Genomic DNA, 13,912 nt, shown 5'->3' on the forward strand with positions numbered 1-13,912 from the left:
GCGCGGCCCGATGCGGCCGGCACGTCGAATCAGGGCCGGAGCTCGTGGACATACTCTTCTCGCTCGATGAGCCGGAGCCGAACCCTCAACGAGCGTCGATGGCGGCCTGCAGATTCGTGTCGGGATCAGGGTGCCATCGACGATGGCGATTTGGTCGACCCGGCGTCGGCGTACCGGGCCAGAGCGAGTAGGGGCCGCGGGTGTCGATGACGACGAGTCCGAACCTCACCAGGTCTCCTCGGCTAGAGGAGCATCGTTTAGCTGGTCGCGAAGACTCCGCCAGTTGGGCATGAACCGGTCCATGAGCTTGGTGAAGCGCGGGCCGTGGTTGCGTTCAAGGTGATGCGTCATCTCATGGACGACGATGTAGTCCAAGCAGTCTGGGTGCTTCTTGGCAAGCTCGACGTTGAACCAAATGTGTCCGCTCTCCCGGTTGCATGACCCCCACTTGGTCTTCATGCGCCTGATTGTCCATCGCGGCACCGACACTTCTAGGATCGGTTCCCACTTGGCAATTAGGTTTGGAATCGCTTGTCGTAGCTGCTCCCGATACCATCGATCGAGCAGTTCACGTCGTCGTTCGGCTGTGGTGCCTTCCGGGACGTACAGCAGCAGCCGTTCGCCGTCTACCTCGAAGTGCGCCCGCCCTGGGCGCTCTATGACCTTTATTCGGCGGCGGACGCCCCAAACATAGTGGGACTCGCCTGTGACCATTTCTCGCTCGGACTGGCGCGCGGCCGAGCGCAGCTGCTCACGCCGGTGTTTGATCCACGGCAGCCGCTGAATCACGGCCAATCGAACGTGCTCGTCGTCAAGCCTGTGGGGAGCTGCGACCCGGACCCGCCCGAGTGGTGGATAGACGCCTATGTGCAGGTTCTTGATGTCCTTGTAGATGACATCGACGTCGATGCCAAGGACCGTCAGGTGCGTGTTAGCGGTACTCATGGCGTGCCCGTACCAGCTCAAACAGTTCATCAAGCCGGTCGAAGTCGTCCGGCAGTGCCCGAGCGATTGCGCGCTTGACCTTCTTTTCCTTGATCGGGTTGCCCACCCACGAGTCTGGCTTGGTGTGCCGGATCGTCGTGTCGATCTCGGCAGCGATCTCGGTCGACGGCCAGAAGAAGTCGATCAGGGCTCGGCGAGCACCGTTATTGGCCCACTCCGGGTATTCGGTGTCGGAATCGCCCTTGCCGAGCTTGGTCGCGTGCTCCAGGAGCTTCGCGAGGTAGTCCTTGTAGTTCAGTGCTCCCTGACGCCGCTCTTCGAGGATGGCGTCGAGCAGTTCGGACATCTTGTCGTAGTACTTAGGGTTCATTGCGCGCTCGTCGATGATCACCTTGCGCATGTTGTTGGTGATGGTCTCCGCTACCGCTTCAGGGTCCTTCTTGATTCCTGCGGGAAGCCTGTCGAGCGCACTGGCACCCATTTGCACAATCAGCTGAATAAGCCCGGCGTCCTGAAAGTCGGACACCACCTCGGAGGGCTTGGCACTGATATAGGTGTCAAGCAGGTGGCGCATGCCGGCCTCGTACTGCTTGAAGTCGACGTTCTCGCCGGCGCCCAGCTTGACCTCGTCGCGCACGTTGGCATAGTGGGTGATCTCGTCCTTGATCACTGCGGCTTCGGCATCGCTGTAGCCAGCGGCGTTCATCTCGTTGGCGAGGTTGCCGTACGCGCGAGTCACGGCCGCCACAGCCTTATACAGCGCCACACGCTTCGGCTCGTTGGACTTAAGCTGCTCGGCGTTGCCCTGCTCGCGGGCACAGAAGTACTGCTGATACTGCAAGGTGTTCTTCGGCGGCTCGACGGGCTCACACAGCGCCCTAATCTTCTCCAAAGCTCCGTCGAGGTCCTCGCGGGCCTTCTCGACCCGGTCGGACAGCAGGCCCTCGATGTCCTTCTTCTCGTAACCTTCCAAAGCACCGCCGGTGTAGTCCGTGATCGCGGATTCAAGCGAGTTGAACAGGTCCCGATAGTCGACGATGTAGCCATAGTCCTTGTCGTCGCCGTCGAGGCGGTTGACTCGGCAGATGGCTTGGAACAGCCCGTGATCCTGCATTTTCTTGTCGATGTACAGGTAGGTAGCGCTCGGGGCGTCGAAGCCGGTCAGGAGCTTGTCGACGACGATGAGCAGGCGCATCTGACCGGGATGGTCGATGAACCGGTCCTTCACGTCCTTCTCGAACTGCTCGACCTTGGCCATCGCCTTGTCGGCAGCCTCGTTGAAGTGGTCGGCAAGCATCTGCCGGTAGATCTCGTACTGGCGCAGTCGCTCGGTAGCACCATGGCCGGAGTCTTCCTTGGCGATATCGCCCGCCTGCGGCGCGTAAGACGTTACTATGGCGCACTTGCCCTTGAACCCCGCGCGCGTGAAAAGTTCGTAGAACTTGCAGGCCTGATATATGCTCGAACTGACTAGGATTGCATTGCCGCGACCGTTCGACAGACGCGGTTTGATCTCCATATCGAGCAGAATGTCGTCGACGATCTGCCGGGCACGCGGCTCTGAACTGACAACCTTCTGCATGGTTCCCCAGCGCTTCTTAAGCTCAGCGCGAGACAGGTCCGTCATGCCCTTGGTCTTAGTTTCGAACCACTTGTCAACCTTTTCGGGGGACGTCAGCTCCTGGTCGATGTTGCGCGCCTCGTAGCGCAGGTCGAGTACGACGCCGTCTTCCACAGCCTCATCGAACTTGTAGGTGTGGATGCAGCTGCCGAATTTATCGATCGTGGTGGCCTTGTCGGCCTTGAGCAGCGGCGTGCCGGTGAAGCCGATGAACATGGCGCCCGGCATGAGCGCCTTCATGGAGTCGTGCATCTTGCCCGACTGGGTGCGGTGAGCCTCGTCGACGAAGACGAAGAGGTTGCCCTTGGCGCGGAAGTCCTTGGGGATGGCGGCGTTTAGCTCGCGGATGAACTGGGTCTCGGCCGGGTCGGGGGCCGACTCGTCCTCTGAGCTGCGGAGCTTGTGGACCAGCGAACAGACCAGCCACTCCTCGCCCGTGTTGAGGGTGGCCAGCAGGTCGGCGCCGCTCTTGGTTCGGTAGATCGACTCGTTGACACCACGGAAGACCTTCTCGATCTGCTCGTCCAGCTCGGTGCGGTCGGTGATGAGCAGCACGCGGCCATTCGGCTGGTTCTCGCGAATCCACTTGGCCAGCCACACCATGGTCAGCGACTTGCCGGACCCCTGGGTGTGCCAGATGATGCCACCCTCGCGCTTGGCGATGCGCTCCTGGGCCGCCTTGACGCCGAAGTACTGGTTATGCCGGCAGGTCTTCTTCTGTCCCGCGTCAAAAACCATGAAGTCGTGGACCAGCTCAAGCAGACGCTCTTTCGAGCAGAGCTGGGTCAGGGAACGATCGAGCGGGTCGGCGATGTCAGACGGCTCGCGCCAGGCCAGCCAGTACTTCTCCGGTGTGTCGACGACGCTGTAGCGCAGCCCTTCCACATCGTTGCCAGCCATCACGAGCTGCACTGTCGTGAAGAACGACCGGATGAACTCGGGACGCTGGTTCCCGTAGCTCTGCCGGATTCCCTCGGAGACCGCGACCTTCGAGCGCTTCAGCTCGATCGTCCCGAAGGCGATGCCGTTGACGTACAGCACGATGTCCGGCCGCTTGGTGTGCTGCCCGAGCACCGTCACTTCCTCAGCCAACGCAAAGTGGTTAGCCTCCGGGTGTGCCCAGTCGATCAGCCACACCGTCTCCGTCTGCTCGCCCACACCGGGCTTGACCTTCACCCCATAGCGCAGCAGGCCGTACACGTCGCGGTTCGCCTCGTACAGGTCACGGCCACCACCGAGCGAAGCGTCGCTCTTTAGCTTGTCGACAGCCTTGTTGATCAGGTTGTCGCTGTAACCGCGAGCACGTAGGTTCTGCGCAAGCAGCTCGACCTCAACGTTCGAGTTCCCATCGCGGTATTCCCAGTTGCCGAGGTACTCGTAACCCAACAGGTTCCGGAACAGCGCGACGACGCGGTCTTGAGCCTTGCGCTCTGGTTGCCCAACATTACTCATGCCGCACTCTCCTCGACCGGAAGACGGGTACGACCAGTCAGAAGCTGCTGCATCATTCCGATCTTGATCTCGCGGGCCTTGGTTAGGCGGGCCCCGAGAGCCTCGATCTCAGAGTCCGCATCGCGGAACGCGCAGACAATCGCCTGCTGCTCATCAATCGGAGGTAAATACAGCTGGACGTCAACCAGCTTGGTCTTCGCGATGTTGTATCTCGTGGCACCTTGCGCCAACGAGGCCACCAGCTTCCGCCCAACATTGGAGCGAAAGAAGTAGGCTAAGTATGTCGGATCAATAAGCTGTGCATTTCTAAGTCGGTAACCGAAGCAGAAGCTGTTCAGGTATGTCGCGGGAGGCGGATCGAAGTCGACGACAGCCGCAAGAGCAACCTCATCGGGGGTTTCAGAGGAGCCGTTGAAAAGGACATCCCATCGCTGCACCTGGTTCTGGTGTTCGCCTGAATTAACGCGTACCCGCTCAAGTCCACGACCGCGGAGCCTCGCGCCTTCCATCACCTCCGTAAAGGTCACGAAGGATGCCGATCCAGAGCCAAAGTCGTGCTTGTCCTTGCCAATAAGGCCACCGTATGTAGCGCCCGCCTCGCGGAGCCTGACTTCCCGCCAGTCGCCAGCAAAGCCGGCGAGGCGCGTTTTCCCGGTCAGGAGTTGCTGCATCATGCCCTGCTTGATCGCCTGCTTCTTGGCAATCATCCGCGCCAGCGTGGCGATCAAGTCGTCTACGTCATCTAGCGCGCGACCGATCGCCCTCTGCTCACGTGAGGGTGGGACGGTCAGCCGGTACTCGGACAGCTCCGCACGGTTAATCTTCGGGATCCCGCTCCTCGCAGACACACTCGTTGCGAAGTTCGTGAAGTCGCTACCAAGAATCGTGTGCAGAACAAAGGAGGCGTCAACGCCTGGCCGCGGGGTAAGCGGATACATGTCTGCACTACAGAGTGCGTCGAAGTCGCACTTGTATGCCTTCTGCAGGTATGGACGAATCTTGCTGTAGATGACGTCTCCGGGCTTCACAAGGTACTTGCCGCTGATGGCACCTTGCGCCGCTGCCGACTCCTTCTTGAGCAAGCGTCCCGTCTGAGAAGCCAAGTGATCCGGTGCGATAAGCGGAAGGTTCCGATACGCAGGTGCCCGGGGATCGACTTGGCCGCTCTTGACCGTCACCAAGTCGAGCAACGCCGTCTCGTTCCACGTTGACAACGTGGTGGACGAGGTCATGACTCGACCCCCATGCTCGCCAGGTGAGTGGCGACCTTCGCTTCGAGCCTCTCTAGTTTGGCATCGAGCGCACTGACGGTCTCGGCGTACCGTTCACCAAGTTCCTGGATCCGCGCAACCAGGACAAGCGTCAGCGAGCTGCCCACACGGGCAATGCGATCCGCGACCGTGGCGTGCCACTTGTCGTCGAGCACGAGCTGCTTGATCTCGGGCAGCGTGAGGTCGCCGTACTTCTTGACGGTCGCCAGATCGAGCGCGGCCTGAGCCTCCTTGGCGGCCTTTTTGGCGATGGCTTCATCGTTGTACAGCTTGATCAGGTGTTGGAGAGCCTTGATCTCTTCTGAGTCAGCTCCTTCGTGCCGGGCTACCGTGAGCCGCGTCGAAGCGAGCACCTTTGAGATCTTGCCGTCGTCCATCGCCTCGGCGAGCAAGCCGTCTTCGACGGCATGCTCCTCGATGTACTCCTCGACAGCGCGGCCGGCTTCCTCGGCCGCCGCGTTCAGCGTGTCAACCTCGGTCTGCTCGTCTGCAAAGTAGCGGGCGACGACGAGCGCAGGCGAGATGAGGTCCATCTTGTACTTGATGGCTCTACGGCCCGAACCAACGATGAGATCGGGCGTCTCAGTGAGCTTGCGATCCTTGTCCTCGATGGTCTTGCGAGGCTTCGCCCCGTCGAGCCATCCATCGTTCATGATGAGGAAGACATCATCGTGCATGTCGCCGTGCCAGTACGTCATGAGCTGCTCGTAGACGTCGTACTCGTCGAGCAGCGGGGTGTCCTTGAACCGGGCCAGTAGATCGTCGCTGATGTGGGCGATCAGGTCCTTCGGGACGGTGTTGGCGTCGATCGCTTGCAGGATAGGCCGGTGGGCTGCGAACCAGTCGTCAACCTGGCCGCGCACATCGGTAGCGAACTTCTGGAACTCGTCGGAGTCCAGGATGGTCTGCTGCACCTCGGTCACGCCGACCGCAAGGTCGCTGTAGCCGGGGCGGTTTGGCTTGAAGAGCGTGGCGCGAAGGTTCGGGAAGGCCTCCCAGTATCCGCTCAGCGCGTCCAGGTCGCGGTCTGGGATACCGCCGTGCAGGTGGGCGTGGAGGTCCTGGATGTCCTCCGGTTCTGACGAATCGATGTAGCGCGGGATGTTGAGATTGTAGTCGTTCTTCGGATCGGCAATCTCGTGCAGCGGCACCATGCGCGAGTAGCGCTCGATCTCGACCTGCCGATTAAAGACGTCGACAATCTTGTGGATGTCCTGGCTGCGGAGGCGATTCTTGTTGCCGTCCTTGATGAAGCCCTTGGATGCATCGATCATGAAGACGCCGGTGCGTGCCTGGGCATTCTCCTTGTCGAGGACGACTATGCAGGCCGGGATGCCGGTGCCGTAGAAGAGGTTGGCGGGCAGGCCGACGATGCCCTTGATGTAGCCACGGCGCAGCAGTTCCTTGCGGATGCCGGCCTCAGAGTTACCGCGGAAGAGCACACCGTGCGGCAGGATGACTGCGGCCTTGCCGTTGCTCTTGAGAGACTTGAGAATGTGCAGCAGGAAGGCGTAGTCACCGTTCTTCTCCGGCGGCCGGCCAAGTTCGAAGCGACCGTACTCGTTCTCCAGGCCGTTGCTCCACGACTTGATCGAGAACGGCGGATTGGCGACAGCGAAGTCGAAGGTCCGTAGTTGCGCACCCTGGGTGAACTGCGGGCTGGTAATCGTGTCACCCTTGCGGATGTCGCGGTCCTCGTAGCCGTGGAGGATCATGTTCATCTGGGCCAGCGCCCAGGTAGCGTTGTCCTTCTCTTGACCGTAGATGGTGAGGCCGCGCGGGGCCTCATCAGCAACCTTGAGGAGCAACGAGCCAGACCCACAAGTGGGGTCGTACACCGTGTGGTCCTGCCGGGTGCCCGGTCCGATACCGACGACTTTGGCAAGTACGCGCGAGACCTCGGCCGGGGTGTAGAACTGTCCCTTCGACTTGCCCGACTCCGTGGCAAAGTGCCGCATCAGGTACTCGTAGGCGTCGCCGAGCAGATCGTCGCCCTCGGCGCGGCTCCCTCGGAAGTCCAGGTCAGCGAAGATCGTCACCAGCTTGGAGAGGCGATCCTGCATCTCCTTGCCCTTGCCAAGCTTCTCCTCGTCGTTGAAGTCGGCCAGGTCAATGACCTTCTCCAGCCCGTTGGCCTCGGCGAGCTTGCCGATGATCTTGTTGACCTTGTCGCCGATCTCCTTGTCCCCCTTGAGGGCGACCATGTCATCGAAGGAGCCACCTACGGGCACGTCGATCAAGGAGGTCCGGTCGGACTTGGCCTTGTCCGTCACGTACTTCACGAACAGCAACGTGAGGATGTAGTCCTTGTACTGACTGGCATCCATGCCGCCGCGCAGCTCGTCGCAGCTCCGCCAGAGTGAGCTATACAGGTCCGACTTCTTGAGAGCCAACGTCACTCCACCCCCTTGTCCATGTCGAGAGCGGGGCCTGCCCACAGGACAGGGCGGGAGTGCGACTTGTGCATGCTGGGACGTCCATCCTTCATAACGCTGAGCGACAGTTTCGTCACATTGAGCAACGCCTGAACTGCGTGCCCTAACGATAGCGTCGGGCACTGACGGGTCACGTCCCGCGCTGACGGCGCGGCGGATGGCACGGGGTCTCCTTGCAGGGCCGGGGAAGGGGGTCCGGCGAGGAGGGCAGACCAACTTCGGGCTTAACAGACCGCTCTCGAGCCACTCCCGCCACCGGTTGTGGCCGGGGCGCAGGCCGTTAGGGAGCCAGCCCGTGGGCGGGAAGTGTTTCCCGAGCGACCCCGACCACAACCTCGAAGATCATGGCTGCAGACCCTGATCTCCGGCCACCAATTCAACAAGTTGGAGACCTCTCTACTGTCGGCGGGTTGACAAGAGAGGTGCCGTTAGATCCACACTCCCGCAGGTCGCGGCTACGCCGGCTTTGTCGCGCCACGGCGCCGAGGGACGACGGCGGCGGTGGCTTCGGCGGCGGCGTGGGATAGCTCGGGAAGGACGTCGCCGTAGAACTTGGCGGTGAAGTGTGGGCTGGAGTGGCGCAGCCGACTGGAGATGACTTTCATCTGGACGCCGGCGGCGAGTCCCATGGTGGCGGCGCCGTGGCGGAGGTCGTGGAGCCGGATGGGTGGTAGCCCGGCTTGGGTGGCGAGGTGGTGGAAGTGGTCGGTGACGTCAGCAGGGTGGAGGCGACCACCGGTCGGGGTGGTGAAGACGAGCCCGGTGGTGGTCCAGGCCGCCCCGGCCGCGAGGCGTTCGCGGTGTTGCCGGATGCGGTGGGCGCGCAGCACCGCGACGGTTTCCGTGTCGAGGGCGATCGCGGCTTCGCTGTCGGTGGTTTTGGGTTTGTCGATGGCGGTGGTCCAGCCGTGTTGGACGAGTTGCCAGCGGACGGTGAGGGTGGCGGCGTCGAGGTCGAGGTCGTCCCAGTGCAGGCCGCAGGCTTCCCCGCGGCGTAGGCCGGTGAAGGTGATGAGGTGGTAGAGGGCGTAGAGCCGGTCGTCGGCGTCGTGGGTGTGGTCGAGGAATCTGCCGGTGTGTTCGGGTGTCCAGATCATGACGGGGCTGGGGGTCTTGCCGGTGTCGCGCCAGGTGCGGATGCGTTGCTCGGTCCAGACGGTGGGCTTGGGTGGTCGGGCGGTGGGGAGTTCGATCATGAGGGCGGGATTGGTGTCGATGTAGCGGTGGCGGCGCATCGCGTCGTTGAGGGCCTTGCGCAGGGTGGCGTGGATGACGTGCAAGGTCCTCGGCCCAATGTTCCGCTGGTTCTTGACCTGGTCGCGTTTCACGGGGTCGCGGCTGGCGCGCAGGGTGGCGATGCTGGTGTTGCGCTGGGCGATGGCGTCGTACATGGCATCGATGTGGCCGGGCCGGAGCCGGTCGATGCGCAGGTGGCCGAGGTGCGGGATCAGGTACAGCCGGATGTGCCCTTCGTAGGAGCGCACGGTGCCGGTCTTGATGTTCTTGCGTCCGGCAAGCCAGTCGGTCAGGTACGCCTGCATCGTGGGTAGCTCGGTCGGGGTGATGTCCAGGTGCAACGCCCGCCGGACCTGCTCCCGGCTGGGGATGGGCGCGCCGGTCTTGACGGCGGTTTCGATCAGGTCGCCAGTCTTGACGCTGGTGTCCGGGTCGGTGGGGTCAGGGACGGCGAGCGCTGCACGGATGCGGTCGAGGACGGCGTCGGCGAGCGCCTGGGTGGCGTAGGGGCCGTGGCGTAGTGGGCGGCGGGTGCCGTCGGCGCGGGCGGGGATTTCGATCTGCCAGTGCCAGTGGCCGTGGGTGCGGGACCAGGCGCCGCCGGGCCGGCGAAGCTGGGGACAGGTACGTCCCAGTCGCCGGCCCGTGACGCTGTCGCGGCAGCCGCAGCGTTTGAAGGTGGATCCCTTCACTCATCGTCTCCTGGATGCTCTCTGTGGTGCCGCCAGCGGTGTCGGGTGGAATCCGCTGGTGGCGGGGTCATCGCATCCACGCTCACCTTCGCAGCAGCATCAAGTCGCCCGCCCCCGGTCGCGGCGGGTTCGGGTTGGAGGAGGTGGAGCAGGGCGGCGACCGGGACGATGATGCGGCTGCCGGCCCGGATCAGCGGTATAGGGAACTGGTCGGTGGCGGCGAGCCGGTACGCCTGGGATCGGCTGATCCCGAGCACCGAGGCGGTGGTGGCGAGGGTAGTGGTGACGCCGAGCGCACGGATGCGCTCGATCGTCCACACCTCCCCGATGCCAGGCGCGGTGGTGTTGTCGGTCGTGGTGCGGGTGGTCTGGTCAGCGTGATTCGTTGCGCTGTTCATGATCAGGCTTCTCCTGGCTGTGAGAGGGATGGCTGCGCGGTAGGAGCGGGGTAGCCCCGTCGCTGTCGACCGGGACAGGGGTGGCTGCTCCGCCACCGTTGCGCCGCTCCGGTGACAGAGGCAGTGACGTCGGGTTGGTCGGCGTGACTGGGTTGACGGTCGTGTCGGGTGGTGCCGACGACTCGGTCTTGAGGGTCTTGAGGGTCTTGAGGAGTTCGGATACTCGGGTGTTGGACACTGTGTGACCGGCTGCGCGGAGGGCTTCGGCGAGTGCCGCCCGGGTCAGTGCCTGCCCGTCCGCGGCGAGCCGGTCCCGAACAGTTCGCGCCGCCGGCAGCAGCTCGGCCACGTCACCGGACGGCTGCGCGGACGGTCCCCGGTCCGCTCGCCGCTGCCGGTCCCGTCCGCCATGTCGGCGACGAGCCTCCGGTGAGCGGACGGTCCGGGTGCTGGACCGCTCCCCCGCCGTGACAGCGGACCGGGTCGCCTCGTCCGGTCCGCTGTCCGCAGCGGTCCGTCCGGCTTCGTACAGTCGGTTGTGCCCGACGGTCCCGGGTTTGGTGGGCGTGGCGGTGCCGGTGCGGCCGAGGGCGATCTTGACCATGACGAGGAACCCGAGCGCGGGGACGGCGGCGGCGACCCAGCCGATGATCGAGGGTTCGGCCTCGACGACCTGCGCCGCCAGGGACAGGGTGACGGCGCAGGCGAGCACGGTGGCGGGGAACATGGTGGAGGTGTGGGCGCGTTTGCGGCGGCGGAGTTCCAGGCCGGAGGCGATGGACATCAGTTCCAGGACGATCGCGTCGGCCCAGGCCAGCCAGCCGGGTTGGCCGTGCGCGGCGGCCACGTTGTGCACGTGGGTGAAGCTGGCCGCCCCCGCTGCGCCGCCGATGGCCAGCATGATGACGACTTGGACGCCACCCTCGGCGCGGCTGCCGCGCGGACTGGTGTCCGGGTCAGGGACCGGTGCTGTCGTGGCCAATCACCTCCCCGACCCCGGACAGGGGTTCCGGTCCGTCCGTCAGTCGCAGGAGGCGGGACCGGATGGCGGACCGACCCAGCGTCGGACAACCATCGGGACAGGGACCTGACTCTGGTCGGGGACCGCCCGCAGCGGACGCGGGACTCGGACGCGGTCCGCCCGGTGTGGGAAGGGACGTCCGGTCTCTCACGGATCTGTCGGGACCGGCTGAGCCGGTCCCGACAGATCCGTGACAGACGCCGACCTCTGCCGTCCGCCCGGCGGTAGAGGTACCGTCCGCCGCCGTCCTGCGGTCGCCGATCACGCCACCTCACCCGCCCGACGCGAGGCGTCCACCACGTACCCGGCAAGGTCGGCAAGCCGCAGCCGCTGCCATCCCCCGCTGGCCACCGCCCACACCGCCTCCGCCGGGCTCAGGCCCGCCGTGACGGCGTGGTCGCGGGCACCGGTGGCGACCGGCACCGACAGCGGCACCTCGCCCAGGACGCGGCGCAGATTGCGTTCCCGGGCGGCCGAGTGCAGCCAGAACAGCACCGGCCACGCCCGCCCGATCTTCGCGAACAACTCCCGGTAGCCGTCCACCTTGCCGGCCAGGATCGACAGCTGCTCGGCGCCGGTGTCGTACTCGACGAAGAACGGCACCTCGACACCGTCCTCGAGCCACCGGCCGTAGCCGTCCGGACGGACCCGCGGCTGATACGCCCGCACCAGCCCCGGATCCTGCAGGCTGGTGAATGTTCCGGCGCGCTGGCACACCGCCTCCGGTAGCCACTCCACCAAGCCGGTGCCCGGATGGGTGCGGGCGTGCCCGACCAGGTCGGTGAAGAAGCCGTTCACCCCGAGGCGGTGGCTGAGGGTGCGGGTCGAGGTCCAGCGCCGCCGCTCCACCCGGGCGTGGTCCCGCCGCGGTGGGCGTTCGTCCCGGCTGGCCGCGATGACCTCGGCGCCGAGCTGGTCGATGACGTAGTGGTACGGGTACGAGCCGCCGTCGGCCCGCTGCGGCCGGAACCGGGCGACGAGGCGCAACCGGTACAGGGTCCGCAGCCGCCGCTGACAGAAATCGAGGGACGGGAACAGGGCGATCGCGAGCTGGAACGACGTCAGCACGCCGTGGTCGTACAACCAGCCCAGCAGCACACGGTCACGGCCGGTCAGCTGGGACTGGACCCGAAGGACCGGATCATCCACCAGCTACCACCTCCTTCCCGGGTAGGGAATGCCAGCCCCAGGGGGAGAGACCCGAGACCAGGCAGGGTCTGTCGCAGGACAAGGCGACGGCTCTGACAGCCGGGGTGACCTGCGGTGTGAGAGGAAACAGGGGGTCGGTTCGGGAGTCCGGCTGAAGACTGACGTCAACGCTGACGCCAAGCCCGACCCTCGAACGGGGATCAAGCCGGAACTTGTCACTGCCGATGCCTATGGCAGCAGGTGAGGGTGTGGGCGAAAGCACGAGAACTCCTTGGTTGGGGATGGGGAATGTGATGTTGCTGGCGCGGTCGGGTCACCGGCGCCGCGGAGCGGAAGAGTCCCGGTGAGAGGCATCCCTGCGCCGCCCCTGCCGTCATCGTCGTCAGCGGCGCACGACTGCCGGCCGCCGTGAGCACCGGCAGACGAATGGACCTGGGAAAGCGCGAGCAGGTAGTTGACGGCGGAGTGGGGCTAGCCTGTTGGGTCATGTCCGCCCCTGCGCCGCGTCCGTTGCTGTTCCTTGACGTGGACGGCACCCTTATCCCGTTCGGGACATCGACGGCGGCTCCGCCGGGCATGTCACACGATTCGACCGGGGCAGCGGCCCTACCGGCCGACGCCCATCCCCTGCTGCACAGGGTCGATCCGGAACACGGCCGCCGGCTGAGGGCCCTGCCATGTGATCTCGTGTGGGCGACAACCTGGATGAACGACGCGAATGACATGCTCGCGCCGCTGCTCGGGCTACCGCCTCTGCCGGTCGTGGACTGGCCCGACTCCGACGAGGTGGGGATCCTGCACTGGAAGACCCGCGGGCTGGTCGAGTGGGCGCAGGGAAGCCCCTTCGTCTGGGTCGACGACGAGATCTCCTACACCGATCAGGAATGGGTGTCGACGCATCACCAGGCTCCGGCCCTGCTACATCGGGTCGACCAACGTCGCGGGCTGACCGAGCGCGACTTCACGGTCATCGAGGGCTGGCTCATGCAGGCGCGGTAGGGCGAGTTCCATGCCACCGCAGTCACCGTGCTTGACGGGCTGTCTAGCCAGTCGGGCCGGCGTTTGCGGACGGTGCGCGTGGAACGGGGGCACCGTTCGCCGGCTGGGCCGCTCTACGGGGACGGAACGTTAGGAAGCTGGTCGTCGTCACGTCCGGTCTGGGGTAGCCCGGCGGCAGCGGCGAGGGCCTCGACGGCCTCGTCCAGACCGGTGGTCTCGGGGAGCACCAGTTCGCCCGGCCAGCCGAGGACGTCATGGGCGGCGTACCAGCCGCTCATGTTCTCGGCGGTGAACTCACCGGCCTGCGGGCGGGTGAGGTGCCGGCGCAGGGTCTCCGGCAGGGACACATCGAGGTAGCAGAACAGCGACCGGCCGCGGTGGTCGTCCCGCAGGGCGGCCAGCATGCTGCGGTAGCGGCTGGCATGCATGATGCCCTCCAAGACCACATGGTAGCCGTGGTCGAGGGCGAACCGGACGGTCTGCCCGATCAACGCCGGTGCCGCGCCGCCGGGCAGGTCCCGCTCCCGCAGCACGATCCGGCGCAGGTAGTCCTGCTCGACCAGGGCGCAGCCCCGGCCGTGCCGGCGTCGTAGCTCGCGGGCGATGCTGCTCTTGCCCGAGCCGGAGTTGCCCCGGATGCAGACGAGGATCGTGTCCGGGTTGCCGGTGGGTTCAGCGAGCACGATCCCTCCT

The 13,912-nt window shown here is 64.9% G+C and carries 10 protein-coding genes; 1 reads left to right on the forward strand and 9 read right to left on the reverse strand.

Annotated elements, in window-relative coordinates; translation table 11 throughout:
• Positions 1-225: 225 nt before the first annotated feature.
• The 8 genes from ACFQ4H_RS07210 to ACFQ4H_RS07245 all read right to left on the reverse strand — a co-directional run bounded on the left by ACFQ4H_RS07210 (position 226) and on the right by ACFQ4H_RS07245 (position 12,220).
• On the reverse strand, positions 226-945 hold the full coding sequence (locus ACFQ4H_RS07210; RefSeq protein ID WP_377568303.1) for a M48 family metallopeptidase: 720 nt from the start codon (positions 943-945) through the stop codon (positions 226-228).
• Positions 932-4,018, reverse strand: coding sequence for a type I restriction endonuclease subunit R (locus ACFQ4H_RS07215; RefSeq protein ID WP_377568306.1), 3,087 nt, complete (start codon positions 4,016-4,018; stop codon positions 932-934). The genes ACFQ4H_RS07210 and ACFQ4H_RS07215 overlap by 14 nt, the downstream gene beginning before the upstream one ends.
• The gene (locus ACFQ4H_RS07220) at positions 4,015-5,250 is read right to left on the reverse strand and encodes a restriction endonuclease subunit S (protein WP_377568308.1); all 1,236 of its coding nucleotides are present in this window, start codon (positions 5,248-5,250) and stop codon (positions 4,015-4,017) included. The genes ACFQ4H_RS07215 and ACFQ4H_RS07220 overlap by 4 nt, the downstream gene beginning before the upstream one ends.
• A complete protein-coding gene (locus ACFQ4H_RS07225) occupies positions 5,247-7,661 on the reverse strand; it encodes a type I restriction-modification system subunit M (protein WP_377568628.1) in 2,415 nt (804 codons plus the stop codon). Before ACFQ4H_RS07225 ends, ACFQ4H_RS07220 begins: the two co-directional genes overlap by 4 nt.
• A 518-nt stretch (positions 7,662-8,179) precedes the next feature.
• A complete protein-coding gene (locus ACFQ4H_RS07230; RefSeq protein ID WP_377568311.1) occupies positions 8,180-9,652 on the reverse strand; it encodes a tyrosine-type recombinase/integrase in 1,473 nt (490 codons plus the stop codon).
• Positions 9,649-10,050, reverse strand: coding sequence for a helix-turn-helix transcriptional regulator (locus tag ACFQ4H_RS07235; protein WP_377568314.1), 402 nt, complete (start codon positions 10,048-10,050; stop codon positions 9,649-9,651). The genes ACFQ4H_RS07230 and ACFQ4H_RS07235 overlap by 4 nt, the downstream gene beginning before the upstream one ends.
• Positions 10,025-10,951, reverse strand: coding sequence for a DUF2637 domain-containing protein (locus ACFQ4H_RS07240; protein ID WP_377568631.1), 927 nt, complete (start codon positions 10,949-10,951; stop codon positions 10,025-10,027). The genes ACFQ4H_RS07235 and ACFQ4H_RS07240 overlap by 26 nt, the downstream gene beginning before the upstream one ends.
• Positions 10,952-11,332: 381 nt before the next feature.
• Complete coding sequence (locus ACFQ4H_RS07245) at positions 11,333-12,220, reverse strand: replication-relaxation family protein (RefSeq protein WP_377568316.1); 888 nt, start codon at positions 12,218-12,220, stop codon at positions 11,333-11,335.
• 486 nt (positions 12,221-12,706) lie between these two features.
• Here ACFQ4H_RS07245 and ACFQ4H_RS07250 point away from each other — a divergent pair, with 486 nt between their 5' ends.
• Positions 12,707-13,219, forward strand: a complete 513-nt coding sequence (locus tag ACFQ4H_RS07250) for an HAD domain-containing protein (RefSeq protein ID WP_377568319.1) — start codon at positions 12,707-12,709, stop codon at positions 13,217-13,219.
• 113 nt (positions 13,220-13,332) lie between these two features.
• Here the strand turns inward: ACFQ4H_RS07250 and ACFQ4H_RS07255 are convergent, their stop codons facing one another.
• Positions 13,333-13,902, reverse strand: a complete 570-nt coding sequence (locus tag ACFQ4H_RS07255) for a kinase (protein WP_377568322.1) — start codon at positions 13,900-13,902, stop codon at positions 13,333-13,335.
• Positions 13,903-13,912: the final 10 nt, after the last annotated feature.

Origin of the sequence: Micromonospora sonneratiae, from assembly GCF_042679305.1 — a bacterium.
Classification (GTDB): Bacteria; Actinomycetota; Actinomycetes; order Mycobacteriales; family Micromonosporaceae; genus Micromonospora_H; species Micromonospora_H sonneratiae.